The sequence below is a fragment of the Caldicellulosiruptor sp. DIB 104C genome, assembly GCF_028198085.1.
GTDB lineage: Bacteria > Bacillota > Thermoanaerobacteria > Caldicellulosiruptorales > Caldicellulosiruptoraceae > Caldicellulosiruptor > Caldicellulosiruptor saccharolyticus.
In genome coordinates this window covers 2,460,532-2,482,738 of sequence record NZ_CP116337.1, presented here as the reverse complement: position 1 = coordinate 2,482,738, position 22,207 = coordinate 2,460,532, and the positions used below count along the sequence as shown (strand labels likewise).

General features: G+C 33.6%; 24 protein-coding genes and 1 pseudogene. 9 read left to right on the top strand and 16 right to left on the bottom strand.

Annotated features, from left to right (window positions below; translation table 11 throughout):
- Positions 1 to 283 precede the first annotated feature (283 nt).
- The 3 genes from PGC14_RS12145 to PGC14_RS12135 all read right to left on the bottom strand — a co-directional run bounded on the left by PGC14_RS12145 (position 284) and on the right by PGC14_RS12135 (position 2,972).
- Positions 284 to 808: a hypothetical protein gene (locus tag PGC14_RS12145; RefSeq protein WP_271629073.1), complete on the bottom strand. Its 525-nt coding sequence runs from the start codon at positions 806 to 808 to the stop codon at positions 284 to 286.
- Positions 805 to 1,368, bottom strand: a complete 564-nt coding sequence (locus PGC14_RS12140) for a hypothetical protein (RefSeq protein ID WP_011915671.1) — start codon at positions 1,366 to 1,368, stop codon at positions 805 to 807. Before PGC14_RS12140 ends, PGC14_RS12145 begins: the two co-directional genes overlap by 4 nt.
- Before the next feature lie 212 nt (positions 1,369 to 1,580).
- Positions 1,581 to 2,972: an ATP-binding protein gene (locus tag PGC14_RS12135; RefSeq protein WP_011915670.1), complete on the bottom strand. Its 1,392-nt coding sequence runs from the start codon at positions 2,970 to 2,972 to the stop codon at positions 1,581 to 1,583.
- A gap of 546 nt (positions 2,973 to 3,518) precedes the next feature.
- Between PGC14_RS12135 and PGC14_RS12130 the strand changes: the two genes are divergently transcribed.
- Positions 3,519 to 3,698: a hypothetical protein gene (locus tag PGC14_RS12130; protein ID WP_271629072.1), complete on the top strand. Its 180-nt coding sequence runs from the start codon at positions 3,519 to 3,521 to the stop codon at positions 3,696 to 3,698.
- Positions 3,668 to 3,841 carry a hypothetical protein gene (locus PGC14_RS12125; RefSeq protein WP_271629071.1) on the top strand — a complete coding sequence of 58 codons (174 nt, stop codon included), beginning with the start codon at positions 3,668 to 3,670 and terminating at the stop codon, positions 3,839 to 3,841. The genes PGC14_RS12130 and PGC14_RS12125 overlap by 31 nt, the downstream gene beginning before the upstream one ends.
- Positions 3,842 to 4,138: 297 nt before the next feature.
- Here PGC14_RS12125 and PGC14_RS12120 read toward each other — a convergent pair whose 3' ends face one another.
- A complete protein-coding gene (locus PGC14_RS12120) occupies positions 4,139 to 4,309 on the bottom strand; it encodes a hypothetical protein (RefSeq protein WP_271629070.1) in 171 nt (56 codons plus the stop codon).
- 482 nt (positions 4,310 to 4,791) lie between these two features.
- Between PGC14_RS12120 and PGC14_RS12115 the strand changes: the two genes are divergently transcribed.
- On the top strand, positions 4,792 to 5,004 hold the full coding sequence (locus PGC14_RS12115) for a hypothetical protein (RefSeq protein ID WP_271629069.1): 213 nt from the start codon (positions 4,792 to 4,794) through the stop codon (positions 5,002 to 5,004).
- Between the two features lie 49 nt (positions 5,005 to 5,053).
- Here the strand turns inward: PGC14_RS12115 and PGC14_RS12110 are convergent, their stop codons facing one another.
- Positions 5,054 to 5,929, bottom strand: coding sequence for a TPM domain-containing protein (locus PGC14_RS12110; protein WP_271629068.1), 876 nt, complete (start codon positions 5,927 to 5,929; stop codon positions 5,054 to 5,056).
- A 17-nt stretch (positions 5,930 to 5,946) separates the two neighbouring features.
- Entirely contained in the window at positions 5,947 to 6,516 is a 570-nt protein-coding gene (locus PGC14_RS12105) for a LemA family protein (protein ID WP_039767632.1), read from the bottom strand.
- 246 nt (positions 6,517 to 6,762) lie between these two features.
- Here PGC14_RS12105 and PGC14_RS12100 point away from each other — a divergent pair, with 246 nt between their 5' ends.
- Positions 6,763 to 8,250 (top strand): WG repeat-containing protein, encoded by a 1,488-nt coding sequence (locus PGC14_RS12100; RefSeq protein WP_039767634.1) that lies wholly within the window; start codon positions 6,763 to 6,765, stop codon positions 8,248 to 8,250.
- Positions 8,251 to 8,277: 27 nt separating this feature from the next.
- Here the strand turns inward: PGC14_RS12100 and PGC14_RS12095 are convergent, their stop codons facing one another.
- Both PGC14_RS12095 and PGC14_RS12090 read right to left on the bottom strand, forming a co-directional pair.
- Positions 8,278 to 9,633: a TrpB-like pyridoxal phosphate-dependent enzyme gene (locus PGC14_RS12095; RefSeq protein ID WP_271629067.1), complete on the bottom strand. Its 1,356-nt coding sequence runs from the start codon at positions 9,631 to 9,633 to the stop codon at positions 8,278 to 8,280.
- Between the two features lie 358 nt (positions 9,634 to 9,991).
- A pseudogene (locus tag PGC14_RS12090) lies at positions 9,992 to 11,212 on the bottom strand (RNA-guided endonuclease InsQ/TnpB family protein).
- Between the two features lie 345 nt (positions 11,213 to 11,557).
- Here PGC14_RS12090 and PGC14_RS12085 point away from each other — a divergent pair.
- The 4 genes from PGC14_RS12085 (at position 11,558) to PGC14_RS13525 (ending at position 12,418) form a co-directional block, all read left to right on the top strand.
- On the top strand, positions 11,558 to 11,770 hold the full coding sequence (locus tag PGC14_RS12085) for a hypothetical protein (protein ID WP_039767069.1): 213 nt from the start codon (positions 11,558 to 11,560) through the stop codon (positions 11,768 to 11,770).
- A complete protein-coding gene (locus tag PGC14_RS12080) occupies positions 11,754 to 12,020 on the top strand; it encodes a class I SAM-dependent methyltransferase (RefSeq protein WP_237738267.1) in 267 nt (88 codons plus the stop codon). Before PGC14_RS12085 ends, PGC14_RS12080 begins: the two co-directional genes overlap by 17 nt.
- 72 nt (positions 12,021 to 12,092) lie before the next feature.
- Positions 12,093 to 12,305 carry a hypothetical protein gene (locus PGC14_RS12075; protein ID WP_237738268.1) on the top strand — a complete coding sequence of 71 codons (213 nt, stop codon included), beginning with the start codon at positions 12,093 to 12,095 and terminating at the stop codon, positions 12,303 to 12,305.
- Positions 12,302 to 12,418 carry an IS3 family transposase gene (locus PGC14_RS13525; protein ID WP_083931519.1) on the top strand — a complete coding sequence of 39 codons (117 nt, stop codon included), beginning with the start codon at positions 12,302 to 12,304 and terminating at the stop codon, positions 12,416 to 12,418. Before PGC14_RS12075 ends, PGC14_RS13525 begins: the two co-directional genes overlap by 4 nt.
- A gap of 122 nt (positions 12,419 to 12,540) precedes the next feature.
- Here PGC14_RS13525 and PGC14_RS12070 read toward each other — a convergent pair whose 3' ends face one another.
- The 3 genes from PGC14_RS12070 to PGC14_RS12060 all read right to left on the bottom strand — a co-directional run bounded on the left by PGC14_RS12070 (position 12,541) and on the right by PGC14_RS12060 (position 14,711).
- Entirely contained in the window at positions 12,541 to 13,353 is an 813-nt protein-coding gene (locus PGC14_RS12070) for a hypothetical protein (RefSeq protein ID WP_011915653.1), read from the bottom strand.
- Between the two features lie 94 nt (positions 13,354 to 13,447).
- The gene (locus PGC14_RS12065; RefSeq protein WP_011915652.1) at positions 13,448 to 13,957 is read right to left on the bottom strand and encodes a hypothetical protein; all 510 of its coding nucleotides are present in this window, start codon (positions 13,955 to 13,957) and stop codon (positions 13,448 to 13,450) included.
- A 40-nt stretch (positions 13,958 to 13,997) separates the two neighbouring features.
- Positions 13,998 to 14,711: a hypothetical protein gene (locus PGC14_RS12060; protein WP_271629066.1), complete on the bottom strand. Its 714-nt coding sequence runs from the start codon at positions 14,709 to 14,711 to the stop codon at positions 13,998 to 14,000.
- A 177-nt stretch (positions 14,712 to 14,888) separates the two neighbouring features.
- Between PGC14_RS12060 and PGC14_RS12055 the strand changes: the two genes are divergently transcribed.
- The gene (locus PGC14_RS12055; RefSeq protein WP_011915650.1) at positions 14,889 to 15,149 is read left to right on the top strand and encodes a stage V sporulation protein S; all 261 of its coding nucleotides are present in this window, start codon (positions 14,889 to 14,891) and stop codon (positions 15,147 to 15,149) included.
- A gap of 91 nt (positions 15,150 to 15,240) precedes the next feature.
- Here PGC14_RS12055 and PGC14_RS12050 read toward each other — a convergent pair whose 3' ends face one another.
- The 5 genes from PGC14_RS12050 to PGC14_RS12030 form a co-directional block, all read right to left on the bottom strand.
- Entirely contained in the window at positions 15,241 to 15,636 is a 396-nt protein-coding gene (locus PGC14_RS12050) for a hypothetical protein (RefSeq protein ID WP_011915649.1), read from the bottom strand.
- A 205-nt stretch (positions 15,637 to 15,841) separates the two neighbouring features.
- On the bottom strand, positions 15,842 to 18,889 hold the full coding sequence (locus tag PGC14_RS12045) for an EAL domain-containing protein (protein ID WP_271629065.1): 3,048 nt from the start codon (positions 18,887 to 18,889) through the stop codon (positions 15,842 to 15,844).
- A gap of 381 nt (positions 18,890 to 19,270) precedes the next feature.
- The gene (locus PGC14_RS12040) at positions 19,271 to 20,488 is read right to left on the bottom strand and encodes an RNA-guided endonuclease InsQ/TnpB family protein (protein WP_271629064.1); all 1,218 of its coding nucleotides are present in this window, start codon (positions 20,486 to 20,488) and stop codon (positions 19,271 to 19,273) included.
- 76 nt (positions 20,489 to 20,564) lie between these two features.
- Positions 20,565 to 20,801, bottom strand: a complete 237-nt coding sequence (locus PGC14_RS12035; protein WP_271629063.1) for a hypothetical protein — start codon at positions 20,799 to 20,801, stop codon at positions 20,565 to 20,567.
- Positions 20,802 to 21,100: 299 nt separating this feature from the next.
- Positions 21,101 to 22,093, bottom strand: coding sequence for a UvrD-helicase domain-containing protein (locus PGC14_RS12030; protein WP_271629062.1), 993 nt, complete (start codon positions 22,091 to 22,093; stop codon positions 21,101 to 21,103).
- Positions 22,094 to 22,207: the final 114 nt, after the last annotated feature.

Genomic DNA, 22,207 nt, shown 5'->3' with positions numbered 1-22,207 from the left:
TTACAAATGTTTTGGTATGAAAATATTTACAGGAATGTATAAATTAGATATAATAAAATTAAGCTTTGACGTGTTTGTAGTCTTCCCTTTGGGGATTGAAACCGTCTGCTTCTAAAATTTTTTCTTGATAATCCGATTGTTTGTATCCTGCCCTTTGGAAATTGGTGGTAGTTTGAGTGATTTTGTGATTTTTTGTTTGTGATTGAATAAAAAACCACAGGCATTAACTTGTTTTGCGATGCCTGTGGTTTTAAAGTTTTTAGTTTAATTTTTTCACCATTCCTCAATATCTATTTCCAACTAATTTATTTTTATCCATATCTATTATCTTTTCTCCTTTTACAATTTTCTCACATTCTTCTTCATACTGTTCATGATTAAGCCAAATTTTGTATATTAATAAGATGCTGTTGATATTGTCGAAATCATAGGCGCATCTGAATATAAATTTACCACCCCTCGATGGGTCTTTGTAAATATATGGTTTATTTATTCCCCAATTTTCATTGTGTTGCAGTTCTCCTTTTAAACCCTGATACTCTCTGTAATTGTTGAAATACAGCTTTACCTTTTTTAAAAGTTCCATCAACTGATTATGAATAAAATTTTTATACTGTTTATTTTTGTTTATTAATTCTTTTACCTCTGTACTTACTTTTATTGTTGTATTAATGTAATCTTCAAAAATAAACTGTGCAAAAGCATTTGGGCTTACAATCTCTTGACCGTCAACTACTATTTTTTCGAAGAAATACGGCATTGTGTCTACAACTTCTTTTTCAGCATTACTAAGTTCTTGATAACTCATTGCCCAGTTTTAAGCAAGTTAGCTATAAAATTTTTGTTTTTTGCAATTAAATCAAAATTTATTTCAATAGGAATTGGGGGCACAACAAGCAACTCTTGATCTTTTTCGTACATATACCCAGACGGATAACCAAAAAGAGCACCTGCAACATATCCCAGATAAGTCATGTACTTGTAACCACCAATTGGCGCAAAAAAAGTTGTTTCTTTTGAACCCTTTAACAGTTCTTTTGCAACAACTTGCATAAAATTCCCTAAGGACCTTTGCAACTTCACTTCATTTGAAACATCCACATCTTCTACCTCTGCCATAAAAACTATAGAACCTTCAAAAATAAGTTCTATTACTTTTTTATTAATCAGCGCAGCCATAATGCCATCTGGAGTATCAGAATGTATAATCGAAACACTAAATTTGTCATCCAATAATTCTTTTTCTTTTAGACCATTTAACATTGAAAATTCTGCACTTACTTGGTTGGGTCTTTCTTTGACCAATCTTTTTATTTCCTCATCTGTAAGCCCTTTTTCTTTACATATCTCTGCCAAAACTTTGTTCAAATCTTGTCCCTTGTATGAGTTTTTATTTTTAGAGAATTCTTTAAAATATTCACAAAAAATATTGCTCTTTTTTTCATTTTAGAAAAATACTGAAATTCCACCTGTCATGACAATGTTAGAATACTTTGGCATTAAAATATTCTCCTTTCCTTATCTTAGTGTTTTGACAATCCTTTTTGCCCATATAAACGTTCTTGCTACCTGAGCTATATCTATGGAAACTTTATCAGTATCAAATTCTCTGTCTCTTTCGCAAACTCCAAAAGCCTTTCTGAAAATCCTGTTCTGCTAAAGAGAATATAAAGTTCTTTTTGCTCAGGAAATACTTTTATATTTTCTGCTTTTTTCTTTAAGTTAAAAAATACATCAATATCAACTACTCTTTGCGAATATTTGCATTCACCAAAAACAACATGGCCTGTGTTTTTACTAATTCCTACTATATCAATCTCTGACTTTGAATCCCACCACTTGCCTATTCTGTCTAACTGAATATCAATCTCTTTTGTTTTTATTAAATCCATCAAAATCTGCCTGCAAACTTCTTCATAAATAAAACTTATGTGATTTGTCACAATTTTTGACTTGATATTTTCAATTACATATTCAGTATTGTCAAGTTCTAATTGTTCTCTGTATGGATATACAAACTTAAACCAAAAATCTATGAAATTATCGTTTATAAAATATAACCCTCTTTTGCTCTTTTCTGGATACTCTTCTGTTACTGGAACCTCTCTTCTTACAATATCAAGGTCTATCAAAGTATTTAAATACTTTGTAAGTTTTGTTTGCGCTGTAGAAAGGCTCTGGGCAATCTGGCTGAGTTTATGGTTCCCAAGAGCAATGCTTTTAATTATCGAAAAATAGCTTCCTACCTCATGAACTTCTTTTTCAAGCAAAAACAAAGGCTCTTCATATAAAAAGCTCTGTCTGCTTAGAATATTTTCTTCAATTGCCTTGTAAATATCGCCTTCAAACTTGAACATCTCTAAATATTTTGGAACACCGCCAACGATGGAATATATCCATATAAATTGGTCATCTGATGCTTCAGGGAAAAACTCTTTTGCTTCTTTGAATGAAAACTGCTTCAGCTTTATTTGTCCTGTTCTTCTACCGTACAAAGGACTTGAATAAGAAAGAGCATGTTCTTGCATCATGCCAACCAAAGAACCACTCAAAATAAGCATAAAATTGTGGTTTTTTAGTTTCTCATCCCAGATTCTTTGAACAATCGAAGCAAAGGCTGGGTTTGTTTTGCACAAGTTTTGAAATTCATCAAATACTATCACCGTTTTTTTATTAATTTTTGCGTTTATTATAACATCAAAAATATCATCCCAACCTACGCCAGATAACCTTTCAATCAAAGGATTTTTTAAAAAATTGCCTACAGCTTTTTTATAATACTCTATGTTTTGACTCTCTGCCTCCTCAGAAGCCAAAAAATAAATAGCTGGCTTATCTTCAATAAATTTTTTAATAAGTGCAGTCTTGCCAATTCTCCTTCTCCCATAAATAATAACAAGTGATGAATTTTGCTCTCGGTACTGTTTCTCTAAAAAATCAAGTTCCTGTCTGCGGTTTATAAATCTTTTCATAAAAATCACCTCATGTTTATTATACTCTATTTTATTATACTTTAAAGTATATTTTATGTGCCATCGTGTGGATTATTTTTAATATTATAATCTCTATCTTAATACATTGAAGCTTTTTTTGAATTTTCCCAATTTCCATACATCTGAGAGAGCTTTGACACAGCCAATTATGCCTCTTTACGTATTTTTTATATAATATCTTTCAACATTTCATTGCAAAATCCTCTATTTTTATTAATTTTTTAGATTTTTACGAACTTCTTATATGTACATTTATTGTTATTTATGTTATGTTATATTATTCCATTTTGTCTTGTGTATTTGATAAATGAAAGATAATTTAATTTTTGTATTTACCAATTGCTGTCGAGCTTCAATCCCCCCCCAAAAACCTCCGGAGGTTGACAGCAAAAGCTTTGTAGCCTGCCCTTTGGAGATTGAAGCACAGGTTGCCACTTTAGCCTATGGATAAGAAAATATGTTTGATGCTTTCCATTCTGTTTGCTATAATGTTCTTAAGAAAACTTTTGTGGTGAAAATAATGAAATGAATAATAATCAGCTTCTTCATAATATAAATGACCTTGAGTACAAATATGTATTCTCCAACAAAAGCATTTTCCTCAGGCTTTTGAAAAGGCTTGACGAGATTGAAATATTCAAAAACCTTGACAATGAGACTAAGGTGGTAAGGTCATGCCACTTTTTCAGAATTTGCGAAAGATAAGAGAAGAGCTTATTTTTGAAGGGCTTCAGCAAGGACTACAGCAAGGTATTCAGCAAGGGCTGCAGCAAGGAATTCAGCAAGGATTTGAACAGGGGAAGATAGAAACAGCAGAGAAGATGATTATGAAAGGATATAGTGACTAAGAGATAGCAGATATAATTGGTCTTTCTCTTAAGAAGATACAAGAGATTCGTGGAAGGTTGAAAAATTAAAAAAGGCTTTTTTTGAGAAAAAGGAAGCTGGCTTTTCTGATTGAGGCTGGCTTCCTTTTTTGTTTTTTCTGCAGGATAAAAACAAATACAAGAAAAGCTGCACAGAGAATTTTGGTTTTGAGAATTTATACAGCAAAATTGTATAAAGTCTACAATTTGACCGAAAGTCAAATCTGTCGACCTGCGGTAGTAAAGTTTTGATGTTTGATTTGTATACGGTTTCAGATTTTAAGAATGTGAGTTTGCTTTAATCTCTGGCAGCAGCTGGATAGACGGAAAGGGTTGATAGGGTTTTATTGCTTGATTTTTCTTAGCTGATATTAGTTTTCCACAGATGTTTTGATATAAAAACATTGACAGGTGTGCATAAAGTTGATATAATAAAATCAAGCTCTTCAACGTGTTTGTAGCCTCCCCTTTGGGGACTGAAACAGGAAAGCTCTTGCTGTCTCTTCATCTAACTTTAAGTTTGTAGCCTCCCCTTTGGGGATTGAAACAGCTATTTGCAACCTGGGAAAGTCAGGTGACTCATGTTTGTAGCCTGCCCTTTGGGGATTGAAACTTTATTTTCTGCCTTTCAAACATATTTTTTCACAGTTGTAGCCCGCATTAATGTCTAAATTTCGCAAAAGATTTAACTTCAATTCCTGCTTTTCCAATTTTATTATTACAAGAGGAATATCTCTCTTATAAGAAGGGAGAGATAACATTTATCTTCTATTCCAAAAAGTTCAAAGGAAGTCTATGCCCAGATTTTACTTGAATATCAAGCCTAATTAGAGTTTAAAAAAAGAATAGAAGGAAAGTGTTACCTGCCACACGATCCCGAAAATATCCTTTACCTGTACTGCATTTCCACTTTTAATGAAAAATATGAAAAAATGCTAAAAAGCAAACAGATTGAAAATTATATCGAACCGCAAACCGAAGAAGAAGTGGAAGAACACTTTTTTGAAGAAGATGAATATTTCAAAGAAGAATTGGAAGATGACTTTGACCTTTTCGATGCGGACTATGAGATGTCAAGCGAAATGGACGATATTGTTGACGACCTTGATTTTTGGGATTCCTTTGATTATGAGTGGGACGACTGATTAGGAAAGAAAAGTTATTAAAATAAAAATTTTACGCAAGCAGGCTTTATCACCTGCTTGCGCCACCACCGCCCGAAGAACCTCCTCCAAAGCCGCCAAATCCACCAGAACTTCCTGAGCCTCTGCCAAACCCACCAAATCCGCCAAACCCACCAAAATGGTGGTGGTCATCATCCCCGTCCCATGGGTCCTGTCCCCACCAATAAATTCTCTTTCGTCTTCTACTAATAAATGAAAATATTATTATTAGAACTACAGCAACAAAAATTGCAAAATCCGGAATATCAGACTCTTGGTCTGGGCTCTGGTCGCCCACTTGAATTTCTGTCGACGTAGCATCACCACTTTCATCTACACCATAGCCAGAAAGTCCTTCTATCTTCAGTCCATACTCCTTTGCAACCTCGCTTGCAACAGCAAAGAATGTATCTTTTATCCCCTTTGAATACTCTTTATTCTCAAATGCAGGTATAGCATACTCATCAAGTATCCTTCCCGCCTTGCCATCTGTTATTGCACCTTCTAAACCATATCCAACTTCTATTCTTATTCTCCCTCTTTTGCCAGATAGCAAATTTTCTTTGTTCACCAAAATCAAAACACCATTGTTAAGTTCCTTGTCGCCAATCCCCCAACTATTGAAAAGCTCATTTGCATATTCTTCTATTGTATAGCTGCCAAGAGTTTCTACAGTTACAACCACTATCTCGGCCTTTGATTTGTCTTCTATCTCTTTTGCCAAAGCCCTCATTTCATCTTCATCAGAGCTATCAATCAAGTCTGCATAGTCAAAAATGTAGACATTTTCAACAGGCTTTTTGGGAATTTGTGCAAATGCTTTGGTAAAAGATGTAAATATAATCAAAATTGCCACTACAAATGCCGCTGGAAGTATACAATGGATCAAACCTTGTTTTATTTTCATTGCCTATCTTCTCCTTTTTATTTTGAAAAGTCAACCGATGGCACGCTCTGAGCTTGGCTTGATGCTTGAAAATACTGTCTTTCTTCAAATCCAAACATTCGTGCAATCAAAACGTTCGGAAAAACCTTTATTTTCATGTTGTACTGTTTTACTGCATCGTTGTAATCCTTTCTTGCAACGGCAATTCTATTTTCTGTACCAGCAAGTTCATCCATAAGCTGGACAAATGTTCTGTCTGCTTTGAGATTTGGATAGTTTTCAACTATCATTAAAAGCCTCGAAATTGCAGATGAAAGCTCATCATTTGCTTTTGCCTTATCTTCTATTGTATTTGCATTTAAGAGTTTAGAGCGTGCCTGGGCAAGGGTTTCAAAAATCTCTCTTTCGTGTTTTGCATAGCCTTTTACAGTATTAACTAGGTTTGGAATCAAGTCTGCCCTTCTTTGAAGCTGATTTTCAACTTGGCTCCATTTGTTATCAACATTTTCTGCCATACGAACAAGGCTATTATACGTCGAAAAGGTGTACATGACAGCTACTACAATCAAAACTAAAATAGCTAAAAGGATCTTTGTGCCTTTTTTCAATTTTTCACTTCTCCTCCCTAAATATATTTTTTGTTACAAGAATATATATACCCACTATTTAATTGTACTAAATCTCATACTAAATATTAAATATGTATTTTTTGTACATGGTTGAATTTATTTTAAAATATGATTATAATACCTTATACAGTGATTTATTTTATATTGATTTTTTAGTATAAGCAGATTTAAATGTAAATTAAAAAATATTTTTAATGAAACCTTTCAAAAAAGGAGGAAAATTTTATGAAAAAAGTCAAAATCTTTATTTGCTTTTTACTGGTATTTATTCTTTCAATTAGCATTCTGACTTTAACAAATGCTCAGCAATCCTCTTCTCGAAATTTTGTATATATAAAACCGCAGTTTGAAGATGTAATGTTCTGGGAAAATGGTTGGATTTCTTATCTTCAGGATGAAAAATGGGGAATTTTAAGTTTATCTGGAAATATCCTTTTAAAACCGCAGTTTGATAAAATAGAGCCTATAGTTTATGATGGTGCCTCAATAATGGGCATTGAAGATAAATTCTATAAAGATATCTTCGTTGTCTGGCAAAACGGGAAAGCAGGATTTATTGATACAAATGCAAAAATTATTGTAAAACCAGAGTTAGACTCTCTTGATGTTATAAATCCATGGATAGGTATATATGTTTGCAATAAAGATAACAAATACGGTTTTTTTAATCTGGGTAAAAAAATTTATGTCAGTCCTCAGTTTGAAAAAATGAATTTTGTCTATGCTTTATACGATCCAAGCGTAAAATATCCTAACCCTAAGGAAGTTACTCTTAAAGCTGTTGACTTGAAAGAAGGCGTTTGGCCAAATTCATATTTGGAATATATTCTCGTTTCTAAAGATGGAAAGTGCGGTGCTATTGATACAAATGGAAATGTGGTTGTAGAGTTTAAATATAATTCTTTTAAAGAAGCTTTAGCAGACAGTAAATTTGCAGAGGCAGTGCAGGCTATGTTAGCAAATAAATCAAATTCTGCACCATCTTCAGGTAAAAATAAATCAGACGAATTATCATCCAATCTTGTTTCATACGTAATTGAAAATAATAAATATTACCTTACATTTGAAAAACATATTAATAGACGTTATGTATATATAAAAAGCAAAGAAGTATATGAAAATGCCAAATTTGTTGAGGTAAATAAATTGGTAGCAGTTTGTAAAAATAAAAAATGGGGAATTGTTGATATAAACGGAAAATATGTAGTTAAACCTCAACTTGATGATATAAAAGAACTTAGCGAAGGATTTATAGCTTTTAAACAAAATGGAAAATGGGGATTTATGGACAAAAACTTTAAAGTTGCTATAAAACCTCAATTTGACAAAGCAGAAAACTTCTCTGAGGGATACGCAGCTGTAATGAAGTCAAATTTATGGGGATATATTAATTCTTCTGGAAAAATTGTTATAAGCCCTCAATATATCAAGGCAGGTCCATTTTTTGCTCAGATGGCTGCTGTTGCCACAAAGGATTATGTAGGGCTTATAGATACAAAAGGCAGTTTTGTGGTAAAATTTTCAGCCAAGAACTCTCAATATTCTTTCGTGGACAGTGAAACCTACAGGTTCAGATATTCTCCTGACTCTACACTAAATTCAACAGATTATCAGCTTTATAAACATACATTTAAATTCCCTAAATTCGGCTATGTTGTAATTGACAAAAAATCAAACAAAGTAGGACTTGTATTAAAAGGGCAAGGAAAGTAGCCTTGCCCTCTTAGTTTTTCTGCTGTTTTATGGCAATTTGCTCAATGTCTTTTTAATGTCTTCATCAGAAATCTCAACATCCTCAAGCCTGCCGCTGAGATAATCTTCATATGCAGCAAGGTCAAAGTGACCGTGCCCACTTAACGAAATTAAAATTGTCTTTTTGACACCTTCTTCACGTGCTTTGATTGCTTCATCTATTGCAGCTTTGATAGCGTGAGCAGACTCAGGTGCTGGAATAATGCCTTCTGATCTTGCAAATAAAACGGCTGCTTCAAAAACTTCTCTTTGTTTATATGCTCTTGCCTCAATTATCCCATCTTTATAAAGCCTGCTGACAATTGGCGAATCACCGTGATATCGTAGCCCACCTGCATGAATACTTGGCGGAACGAATTGGCTTCCTACTGTGTACATCTTAAGAAGAGGCGTGAGTCCTGCAACATCTCCATAGTCATATGTATACTTACCTTTTGTTAAAGTCGGACATGCCGCAGGTTCAACTGCTATAGCTCTTATATTCTTTCCATTTCTTAACTTATCCCTCAAGAAGGGAAAGCTAATTCCTGCAAAATTGCTGCCACCACCGCAGCAACCTATAACTATGTCAGGATATTCATCTATCTTTTCCATTTGAAGTTTTGCTTCTTCTCCTATTATGGTTTGATGCAAAATAACATGATTTAAAACACTTCCTAAGGAATAGTTTGTATCAGGATGAGTTGCAGCATCTTCCACTGCCTCGCTTATTGCAATGCCAAGGCTTCCGGGTGAGTTTGGATCTTGTGCAAGAATTTTTCTTCCTGCCTCTGTAAATTCACTTGGACTTGGTATTACCTTTGCACCAAATGTTTCCATTAATATCCTTCTGTAAGGCTTTTGATTGTAGCTTACCTTTACCATGTATACTGTGCAATCAAGTCCAAAGAAGTTGCAGGCAATTGCCAAAGCAGACCCCCATTGGCCCGCACCTGTCTCTGTTGCAAGCCTTTTTATTCCTTCTTTTTTGTTATAATATGCCTGTGGTATAGCAGTATTTAACTTGTGGCTTCCAGATGGAGTTGCACCTTCATACTTATAGAATATTTTGGCAGGAGTATTAAGAATTTTTTCCAATCGCTTTGCTCTGATAAGCGGGGTTGGTCTGTACTGTTTGTAAAACTCTAACACTTCCTCTGGAATTGGTACAAATGCCTCTGTTGCCATCTCTTGCTTTATTAGCTCTTCAGGGAAAATTGCTTTGAGTTTACTTGGGTCAATCAAATCTTTTGTTGATGGGTCAAGCGGCGGGTCAAGTGGAGTTTTTAAGTCAGCAGTAATGTTATACCAGCTATGTGGTATCTCATCTTCAGTTAAAAAGACCTTGTAAAACTCCTCTCTCATCTTATCTTTCTCCTCTCATCTTGAGTTTTTGTTGATAGTTTTATTTTATAATTTTAGTTATGAGAATTGCAAATGTTTTTGGACTATGGCTAAAAATTTTTTCTTTGTGTTTCCAACTTATTTGATTCCATGTAGTTTTAGATTACTCTACTTCTTTCATTGACCAATTTAAGGAAAAGTAATATAATTTTTATAAGCAATCTTAGAATTTTTGTAATCAAATTAAGAAGGAATGACCATTTATGAGATTTGAAAAAGTGCATAAGAAAGAAGAGTACCTCAATCAAGTAGAATTGCACAAAGTGAATTACCACCCACCTGTAGAGGTGGAGGTAATGTAGAGAAGTTTGGCAGCATCTCAAGCTACCCTTATTCTCACAGGTTGGTTCACACATCTACTGCTGGTTATCTGCTTCACCACAGACTCTACCTTATACCTTCACAAGTATACTTATCGCTCCATTTATATCCGCATTTACTACACACCCACACTTTTTGCATACATACAATCCCCTGTATCTTCTGCTACTTTTGCTAATATGCCCACACCTGCTACATCTTTGTGATGTATAGCTCTCATCCACTTCCATATACCTTATACCATAATTCATGCACTTTGATTTTAGCTTCCTCTTGAACTTATCATATGGTATCCCCACAAAATTTTGATTGTTTACAACCCCAAGGTCTATCCCCTGCTTTATACCTTTCATCTTGCCAACAACTACTGCAGATATTTGATTGTTCAAACAGTGCTTGATTATCAAATTCACAGCCTGATTCAAAAAGTTGTCAATTATATGCTGCCTTTTGCGAGAAATCCGAGCAAGTTTTCTGCCACATTTTTATTCCTTGCTTGCTGTAGATTGACTGAAGTCTTGCCCTTTCTTTGTTGTACCATCGGTTGACTGATTTTAAAAACCTGCCATCTATCAAAAAGGCAGTCCCGATGGTATCAACCACCGCCGCAAAATTGTCAAGCCCTAAGTCTACCCCTAAATACCTGCTCAAATCAAAAATATTAAGCTGCTGCTTGTCTTTATACACATACTCAATCTCAAACCATCTACCACCCACCCTTGGCATTATCCTGACTTCCTTAATTTTCTTACCTAAAACCGTAGCTGGCAGGTCAAAATACAAGTACCTTACTCCAAACTCTTTTGCAAAACTCCTGCCAAGACTCAATCGTACTTTTTTCCCCTCTGTCTTGAACTGGTCCTTCGGAAAAACTATCTGATACACCCCATCCTGCGGCAGGTATTTGGGCATTGAAACTCTTTCTTCTACCTTCCCTTCTTTTTTGGCTTTCAAAAGACCCAAAAAAGATTTAAAAGCTTCATCCACTGAGATAAGTGTTTGCTGGGCAACCTGCGATGGCAAAAGTCTATAGTCTTCGCTGTCTTTCACAAGATGATATACACTCTCATATCTCAGATATTGCTGAGTTTTAAAGTAGTGTTGCCTTATATGATACAAAGCATAGTTGTACAAGTTTTTTTGAAAAGTGGCAAAGCTAACGTAGCAGTCTGTATGTTTGTTTATCACATCTTATATGATTTTTCTGTGTTTTGTACATTTTAATCACCTGAGGAATATTATAACATATTATTAACAATTCATTTCCATCTTGTAGAAGATTGGGTCTTCTTGTTTAATTTTTCGATAAAGAAGATGAACTTGAGAGAGCACTGATGATCCACAAAAGAGCTGACTTAATACTCAAAAATTATTTGAAATTTAACTAAAAAAGAACTCTTGCGTTTTGTACTTTACACAATCACGCTGAATTTATGGCTGAGTATTTTAACAAAAATGGGGTAAAATCCTGTGCCGTTTACAGTGGCGAGCAGGGAAAAAACGCAGTTGACTTGGCAAGACACAAAAGTACACAGGGTACAAAGAATGTACAAAAAATGATTGGATGGATCTTTCAAGAAAAAATCCGGAAGAAGCTCTATTAAACAATAATGAATTTTCAAAATTTCTCAAAAGAGATGGCGAACTTTTGTATGTTTCCAAAGACCTTAAACCATTTATTAAAAACCAAGATTTTATTCGACATTTCAAAGACGTCATTGATTATAGAGTAAAACGCTACTACAAGGAGAGAATAGAAAATGGATCAGACGATTAAGTACTACGATGAGAATGCCATTGAGTTTTTCATGAATACAAAGGATGCAAATATGGAAAATTTATGCAAGCTATTTTTAAAATACATTCCTGAAGGCGGTAAAATTCTTGATTTGGGTTGTGGTTCAGGGAGAGACACAAAATATTTTCTTGAAAAAGGTTATGACGTGGTGGCAGTAGACGGTTCAATTGAAATGGTGAAATTATCAACTGAATATACAGGGAAAAGAACTTTGTACATGATATTTTAAGAAATTGATTTTGATGAAGAATTTGACGGTATTTAGGCTTGTGCCTCTTTGCTACATGTCAGAAGAGCTGAAATGAGTGATGTATTATATAAAATCTATCGTGCTTTGAAACCAAATGGTGTTCTGTATGCATCATTTAAATATGGAGATAAAGACAATATGGGAATGGTGCAGAGCATGTCAAGAGTTGGTTGTTGCATGGATAATGGGCCTATGGAGGAATTTTGGGGGATATTGAAATCAGAGATGTATTATTTAAATAGATTTGATGATTATGAAGTTTGAAGAAAGCAGTTGAAGACTATATAGATTATTACAACACGAAGAGGTATCAGAAGCGATTGAAATGCATGTCACCAATGGAGTACCGCAATCATTCCCTTGGTATATTAGGATAATATAGGTAACACCAACCACAGCGGTTGGTGTTATCTGAAAAAAATTTTTATTATTTTCTCTGTCTACTTGACAGGGGGCAGTTCACTGCTGGGCAGCCTTTATTCAGGTTCAGTTTATTCACTTATTCTTCAAAGTCATCAAACAAATCCTTTATATCAATATCCTCAAAATCCTCAAGAGGAATATCATCTTCAGTTGAATAATCAATGTTATAATAGTCGCACAGAAAATCAGAAGTAGCAAGGCTTAAGTCAAGCTCTTCAAACTGGTTTGCTACAGAAAATGGATCAAGTTTTTGCCACACTGTTTTAATGTCTTTTGTCTCGTTCAAGTGCTTTATAAATATCTCAAGCCCAACCTTATCTTTTGGAAGCACCACTGTCTGACCAGGCTTTATTGGCGATCTTTTGCTGGGTTTTGCCAAAAAGAGCTTTACAATAAATTCTATTGCAAAGTTGTCTGCATGAGACATGTATTTCTTTTTGCAGCTATTGCATCTGACATAAGCTATATCAGCAAAGTTAATAAGTCCTATTTTGGCAAGATACCCTTCATCCTGCCACTCAAGTTCAACACTGCTGCTACCACAACTGTAGCAAATACTTGGAGTGATTGTGTCTTTTACAAGATTGTAATAGAAGATATAGTCATTGTCAAAACCATGTGGAAAAAGGGCTGCAAATCTTCTTTCCCAGCAGTTTGCAGGATTGCACATCTTGTCTTTTTTGTTTTTACTATTTGGACACATGCCAAAATAACCTGGGCAAAATTTAAAATACAGAAAGTCTCTTATGCTTGTAAATCTTACAAACTCATCTTTCATAAGCTCTCTTATACTTGCATTTTCTGAAAGCTTTCTTTCAACAAAATCAAGTATTGTCTCTTTATTTGATGTGTTTACAGAAAATTTATCTTTATCTTTTCTTTTTTCCATAAGAATATCAGCCTCTTTTCTGATTCAAACTACACTTTTTAACCAAACAACCCTCGCCAAATCACTTTAAAAATAAATCTCTTAAATCTCTGTATCAAGATGATACCACACCATTGTCTTCTATCCATTCAAGTGCCTTTTTTGTGTATTCAAAATCTTTCTCCAGCATATCTCTTAGCGGAAGGTATTCTAAAACTTCTTTTGCTAATGTCCTCACTGTATCATTATACCTTTGCAAGGGCTTATATTTTACTTCAAGGTTTTTGACAGCAAATGTTGTATCAGCCCTGCTTTTTAAAAATATATTGCATTTTACTATGCACTCCAAAAAATCCCTTTGGTAAAGAAAAGTAAGCTTTCTTAAAACATCTGTAACATTCTTTGAAGAACCCATATAGTGTACCTGCACTTGTTTTATTTCTATTATTATATCATCAACTATCTCTTTTTTGATATTCAAATTTATAGATTTTAATGCTTGTATGAGATTGTCAATAAAAACCTCAAATGTAGGCGAAATCTCTGTAAACATGCCTATCTTTACATCACCAAAAACGGCCTTGAAATTCTCTAAAACAGCTTCGCTAAAAAATGTAATTGTCACTTTTCTAATTGTTGCTCAGCTCCCTTTTTAAAATCAATCTCTACTTTTCTTTGAACCTTTCGTGAATATTGAGCAGTTTGTGGAAATATACAAGCTGCATTTCAAACATCCTCTTCAAAATCTCCCTAATTGGGGCAACAATGTACCTTTTTGAAACAGGACTGAAATAAAGGTCGTAATAACCAGGTCCTTCAAAAAGTATGTCAAAGTCTTTAAAATTCTTGCTAAATTCCCTTTTAAGATCCTCAATAGTTTTTGCATATACAATGTTCATTGCAACATTTTCTTCACTTTCAAAAAGTCTTTTATAAGCCTCACAAATGTCAAGTACAGAAAAGTTCGAAACTGGAAAGTTTTTATACAAATCATCAAAGTACTGATAAAGTGCACATGGCATTATAATTCTCTCTTTATTCTTTTCCACAATTCCATAATAACCTTCGCCAAGCCAGATAATAGGAATCATATCAAGAGTCAAATCTGTAAACATATCAAAATTATTGTTTGCCGCCCAGATCTTCATTGAATTTAGCATGGATATTATGTCAGGAGAATAGACAATATATAAAAACTCTTTGTAAAAGGCATTTGCAATATCAAAGTTTTTTAGCTGCTGTTCAGTTGGTACTGGAATACAGTTTTTCTCTAAAAACTCTTTTGTATATATCCACTTGTTCTTTTGTATGACAGTATTTAGAAAACTTGAAAAGTTTAAAATTTCTCCCACTCCTCTAAAAGTATCTTTAATAAGCATCTTTTTGAATTCTATTTTATCTTATCTCAGCTGAAATTACAAACCTTGATAACAAAATTCTTTCATTTTGACTCTTGCAAAATTATACTTTTTTCCATTAAAATTTATATTGTAAAAGTATATATCTTAAAATTCTTCTTTGTTTTTATCAAAAAAAGAATTTGAAGGGGTGGTTGTATGGAAGTTTTAAAAGTTGCTGCTTCATCAATGCCTCAGAAGGTTGCAAATGCGCTTGCTGCTATTGTAAAAGAACAAGGAGAAGCAGAACTTCAGGCTGTTGGTGCTTCTGCTGTAAATCAAGCTGTTAAAGCTATCGCAATTGCTCGTGGTAAGGTTGCTCCAAACGGAATAGACCTTTATGTAATACCTGCATTTGCAGATATCTTAATAGACGGTGAAAAGAAAACAGCTATCAAATTCATCGTAAAGTCAAGATAAAGTAAAAAGAAACATGCCAAATGGGCTGTCAAATGTCCGTCAAAAAGGTTGGCAGCCCATTTGTTTTTTCATGCTCGCATAATAAAGCATTTTAACCACAGGAAAAATCTATTTTTATCTCTCCGCTGCTGGTAACAAAGACATTCTGAATCTTTATCCCTTTTATATTCTGCAAAAGTAGCTTTTGCAAATCAATTTCTAACCTCTCTTTAAAAAGAGTTATTCCTGGAATTTGCTCATCTTTCAATTTCCCAAGTAAAAATCCGTAGATGATAACACTCTTTGCAGGATCAAATAGAACCACTATCTTTTCAGCCTCTGATGTAATGGTAAATTTTAAAGCTATCTCCGGCAAAATAGTCACAGGTTTTATTTTAACATTTATTTCGCTACCATCAATATCTATTTCTTTTATTAAATCAGGAAGAGAAATATTTTTAAGGACAATATCAGCAATCTCTTGGAGATTAGTAGTTATATATCCCATATTCTGTCTATCCCCTCTTTTCTGACATGATCTTTTGTGTGACAAAAAAGTTCTTCACAACTATTTTTATACCCTCATAGAGTACTTTTTAAAATCCAAATTTCATGTGAAGTTACAGAGAAAAAATAAAGAGCTGCTTTACTTACTTCTTTTCAAAATCTGCAGCTCCTTTTCTTATTCAACTTAAAAACTTACTATACTGAGATTATATTAAAACTTTCTTTTGTAAAAGAAACTTTTCAACTTCTTCTTTGGGAACTGGCTTGCTAAAAAGATATCCTTGTCCAAAATCACAGCCAATCTCTTTTAAAATCTCAAGCTCTTTTTTGTTCTCTATCCCCTCTGCGACAACTTTTAAACCAAGCTTGTGCGCCATCAGGATAATTCCCTCTACAATTGCCCTGCTCTCCTTTGAGAACATAAGCTCAGATATAAAACTTTTGTCAATTTTCACACCACTAATTGGAAGCTTCCTTAAGTATATAAGCGATGAATACCCTGTCCCAAAGTCATCAATTAAAAATTTTATCCCCATCTGGCATAAAAAGCCCAAAATCTTTAAAGACACATCAAAGTTTTCAACAGCACCAGTTTCGGTAATTTCAAAGGACACCTTAACTGGGTCAACAGAGTATTTTTCTAAGAGTTTTGCAACCGTGTTTTCAAAATATTTTGTTTTAAACTGGCGGGCAGAAAGATTTATTGCTATATGAATATCATTTATACCTTTTCGCTCCCAATCTTTGAGGTCTTTCAAGGCTTTTTCAATTACCATCTCTCCAATTCTTACAATAAGTCCGCTTTCCTCTGCAACTGGTATAAATTCAAGTGGTGATACCATTCCTTTATGTGGCAAAAACCACCTTATCAGCGCCTCAACACTGTGTATCTCCATATTTTCAAGGTTTACAACTGGCTGATAGTAAAGTACAAACTCATCATTTTCTATTGCTTTTCTTAAATTCTTTTCTATCTCTATCTTATTTAGATTTTTCAATAGCAAAAATGGCATAAAAATCTGAAAATCGTTTTTTCCATTTTCCTTAGCAAGAGAGAGTGCCATATCTACATTTCGAAGAATCTCTTTGGTATCCCTTCCATCATCAGGGTAGAAGGATATCCCCATACTGACTGTTGTGTAAAGACCTCTTTCTATTTTTTCTAAAAATATTTCATTTTCAAAAATTTTTTGAATCTCTGTGCAAACCTCTATGACAAAGTCTTTCTTTTCAAGACCATTTAGAATTATAGCAAACTCATCACCACCAACTCTGCTAAAGTAGTTCTGAACTTCCAAGCCTTTCAGATACTCAGCTATTTTCTGGGAAATTGTCCTTAGGTATTCATCGCCAACTTCATGACCATACAAGTCATTTATATCCTTGAAATTGTCAATGTCAATTAATATAACAGCTCCAATTTTACCTGTTTGAGCCGCTTTTTTGATTAATTCGCTTAATTTATTTTCAAAAAGTTTTCTATTGGGTAGATTTGTAAGATCATCATAATACGCAAGATACTTCATCCTGTCTTCATATTCTTTTTTAGCTGAATAATCAATATTAATCCCTATTAGTTTTTCTGGCTTTCCTCTATTATCATAGAATACCTTTATGTGTACTGAGACCCACTTATAATTTCCATTTTTGTCTTTTATCCGCGCTTCGTACTCTATTTTCTCGTCTCTTAGCTCAAAAGCTCTTTGAATCTTTTCCATCACAGCTTTTATGTCATCTGGATGGTAAAGCTCAAGCCATGCGTAATAGTCAATTTTTGGGTTAATCTTATCTGTCTCAAAATAGTCCTTGAGATTCCCATAAAACTCAATCCTTTTTTCAGCAACATCAAACTCCCAAATACAATCTGAAATGTTTTCAACTATGAATTTATACCTCTCTTCCTCTTCTTTTAAAAGCTCTGTCTGTTTATTTAGAATTTCTAAGGTATTTACCAGCTCCTGATTTGTCTCCTCAAGCTCTTCATAGCTCTCTTCCAAAAGACGCTGATTCTTTTTAATAGGCGTAATGTCAAGCCCAGTTGAAATAATCAACGGTTCATTTAGATATGGACTTTCAACAACCACATTGTTCCAAATTATCCAGCATACATCTCCGGTCTTTGTGATAATTTCATTTTCAAAGTTATTCAAAACCTTCTTTTCTGCTATTTCTGAAAACAGTTTCTCAATGTACTCTCGCTTATGCTCTGGAATGAATATATCAACCCACCTTTTACCTATTACCTCTTCCCTTTTATAACCTGTAACTTCCTCCGCAAACCTGTTAAAATAGATAATCTCACCCTTTAAATTGAGAGTAAGCACTATAACATTTGCGTTAGATGCTAAAAGCTCTGCATATTTTTCATAAGCTTCTTTTCCCTGCTGAAGCCTTTTGTTTATACCTCTCATTACAAATATTGTAATGCCGGAGGCAAAGATAATTATAAAAAGGATATAAAGTATTGAAAACACTACTTCTCTGTTCTTTTTTTCATAATAGTACGGAGAGTATGTAGAAAAGTAGTTGTAATAAAGCTGATCAAATACACCATTTTTGATAAGCTCTTTTAGTCTTGTATTTACATAGTCAACAAGCTCCGGATGTTTTTTGCTTATACCAAAGCCACTCTCAAGTATAAAAATGTCCTTCAACTTGATCTCAACTTGGTCTGCATAATTGTTCTTCACTAAAAAGTAATTAGCAATTTCTTGAGAGATTATAACTGCATCTACTTTGCCTTCTAAAAGTGCTACAAACTCATCCTCAATGGTTTGAAAGGTAACATAGTTCTTAATTTTCAATCTTTCTTTTAGCAGTGTTTCTGTATAATCACTTTTCATTACACCTATCTTAAAAGAAGCTAAATTATTCACCGTTATAACTTTGTTAAAATCTTTTCTTGTATAAATCCCAACATGTCTTGTAAAAATTGGATCTGTGAAATAGACATCTTTTTTTCTCTCCTCTAATATTACAATAGGGCCAGTGATGTCAATCTCGCCACTTACAAGTCTTTTATAGACATTTTCCCATGTATCGCTACTCACACTCAAAAAATATTTGTCTGGCTCAAAAATCAAGTTTGCCAAATCAACTGAAAATCCATACACTCGCCCATTTATAATATACGAAAAAGGTGGATATTGTTTATCTACTTGAAACTTTATTGTTTTGTGATAGCAATATGCAACCTGGCTTGTAAGAAAAAATAACAGGATTGATATTATAATAACCTGAAAAGCTCTTTTCATAAAAATCAACCTTCGAATTCTATAGATATACTAAATATTCTAACAATGTATATACCCATTTTCAAGAAAACTGAAACAATTTTTAAGCAAACTTTCGAATCCCACCTAATCTATAATCGCAAAAGAAAGAGGTTTTAATTATATTTCAACTTTGAACTTTTCAAAGAAAAATCTCCAAATCCTTTGATTACCTTTTGCATAAATTGGTATATTGCCCGATACAGGCTTATCTGAAAGATTCAGCACTACAAGTACTATCATTCCCATATGTTATGACAAATGCAAAAATTGATTCGTTTGTTTGAATTAATTTGAAATCACCTCTTAGTGAACTACCGTCCACCTAAAGAGGTGGAGGCTTCGCAAGAAGTTTGGCAGCAGTTAAGCTACCCTTATTCTCACAGGGTGGTTCACACACCCACTACTGGTTATCTGCTTCACCACAGACTCACCAGCTACTTTTGCAAGTATGTTTATCGCTCCATTTATATCCGCATTTACTACATACCCACACTTTTTGCATACATACAATCCCCTGTATTTCCTGCTACTTTTGCTAACCTGCCCACACCTGCTACATCTTTGTGATGTATAGCTCTCATCCACTTCCACATACCTTATACCATAATACATGCACTTTGATTTTAGCTTTCTCTTGAACTTGTCATATGGTATTCCCACAAAATTTTGATTGTTTACAACCCCGAGCTCTATCCCCTGCTTTATACCTTTCATCTTGCCAACAACTACTGCAGATACTTGATTGTTCAAACAGTGCTTGATTATCAAACTTACGGCTTGATTCAAAAAGTTGTCAATTATATGTTGCCTTTTAAGAGAAATCTGAGCAAGTTTTCTGCCACATTTTATCCCCTGCCTGCTGTAGATTGACTGAAGTCTTGCCCTTTGTTTGTTGTACCATCGGTTGACTGATTTTAAAAACCTGCCCTCTATCAAAAAGGCAGTCCCGATGGTATCAACCACCGCTGCAAAATTGTCAAGCCCTAAGTCTACCCCTAAATACCTGCTCAAATCAAAAGTATTAAGCTTATATTCTTCTTCATACACATACTCAATCTCAAACCATTTGCCACCCAGCCTTGGCACTATCCTGACCTCTTTGAGCTTTTTGCCCAAAACAGTTTTCGGTAGCTCAAAATACAAGTACCTTACACCAAACTCTTTTGCAAAACCTCTGCCAAGACTCAATCGTACTTTTTTCCCTTCTGTCTTGAACTGGTCCTTCGGAAAAACTATCTGATACATCCCATCCTTCGGCAGGTATTTGGGCATTGAAACTCTTTCTTCTACCTTCCCTTCTTTTTTAGATTTCAAAAGACCCAGAAAAGACTTAAAAGCTTCACTCACTGAAATAATTGTTTGCTGGGCAACCTGTGATGGCAAAAGTCTGTAGTTTTCGTTGCCTTTCACAAGATGATATACACTCTCATATCTCAGATATTCCTGAGTTTTAAAGTAGTGTTGCCTTATATGATACAGACCATAGTTGTACAGGTTTTTTGAAAGGTGGCAAAGCTGACGTAGCAGTCTGTATGTTTGTTTATCACATCTTATATGATTTTTCTGCGTTTTGTACATTTAGCATCACCTTAAGAGTATTATATCATATTATTAGCAATTCATCTCCATCTTGTAGAAGATGGAGTCTTATTGCTTAATTTTTGATAAAAATTAATTTTTCCTGCTTATTAGGCAAACCAAAATGCTCACAGCAAAGGTTTAAAATAAGGTACAAATCAAATTTGTAAAAGATATTTTTCGTTAGTTTTTGACCAAATCTCAAAAAGATCTTTTCTCTTAAAGGTTTGTAAACCTTAGTTAAAAAATTATCTTTATAAATTTTGTTATCTTTAATTTCATACTCTGGAATCAAACGTTTTAATTTAACCAATTTATAAATAATCTCTTTACTTAGCATTCTTTGAGTCAGATTATCTAACTCAGTTTGATATTCAATTAGTTTCTGTTGATAAAGTTTTAGTCTCTTTTTTAATTTGATTAATTTGTCTTTTAACACCAAAAGCTGTGTATTTATATTTTCTCTGTCCTTTAAACTATATTTTTTAACTATTTCCTCATTTATATTTTCTTTATTCTTCAGTTTATTAGCTATTATTTCTATTTCCTGAATTTCTTTATTTGTTTGGACTATTAGATTTTCAACATTTTCTTTGTATCCTTTTACATCTTCTATTTTTCATTAATAATTTCATTTTCTCCTATCAACCAGTTAACATTGGTTAAAATTTCTCTTAAAGCCTCATCAAAAAATCTGTAATTTCCAACTTTAATGTTATTCTTTTGCATTAATTCTCTATACCCTATATTTTCAAGATAGTTTTTTATATCCCTCACCCATTGTTTGTAAGCATTTTTTAGTTCTTCAAGGCATTCATCACTATAACAATAGTCTAACATTTCTTTTGGAAGTGAGTCTTCATCACCCAAATATGCTTCTACTGCTTTTATATATTCGTCTTCATTTTTTCTCCTTGCTCTTATATTTTCAACAAATTTGAATCCGTAATTGTCTAACTTTTCTAAATAATAGTCAACTATTGTTCCTTTATTCACCAAATCCAGTTCCAATTCATGAGCTAAATCTTTGATTTGTTTATTAAAAATGTTATTTGGTGTAATTATCCAGATGCTGTGAGGGTTTATATTTTTGTTATTGTACAAAAGGTAAGAAAGCCGATGTAACAAAATCATTGTCTTGCCTGAGCCTGCATATCCTTGAACAATTATATTTTGGTCATATTTTTCATAAATTATCTCAATCTGTTTTCTTTGAATTGTTCTTATAATATCAGTGAATTTGCCCTCTGTTCTTTTCTCCTTAATAAGTTGAACTAAAAATGGATCTAACAACTGGTCATACTTTGAAGGAAGAGAATCATCATATACAAACTCGTTTTTGTAACTTATAAGCTCACCGTTTTTTATATCAAAACTTCTTCTTAACAAAACTAAATACCAAATATCATTTATCTTAAACTCAATTTCTGTGTTTTGATAATAGGTCTTTGCTATATCACTTCTCCAATCACTCACTATAAGATTGCCTTTATTATCCAACAAAGCACTTTTGCCAATATAAACAACATCAATACTTTTTTTACTATCATGAGATTTTTCCAAATCTACTCTTGCAAAGTATGGCATATACCTTTGCTCTAACAATTTCAAAATCTCTTCGTTTATCCTTTTAATTTTTTTTCTGTTAGCAATGTAATCTTCAATTTCGTCTGCTGATCGTGAATGATATGTAATTAAATCTTCTTTTAATTTGTCTAT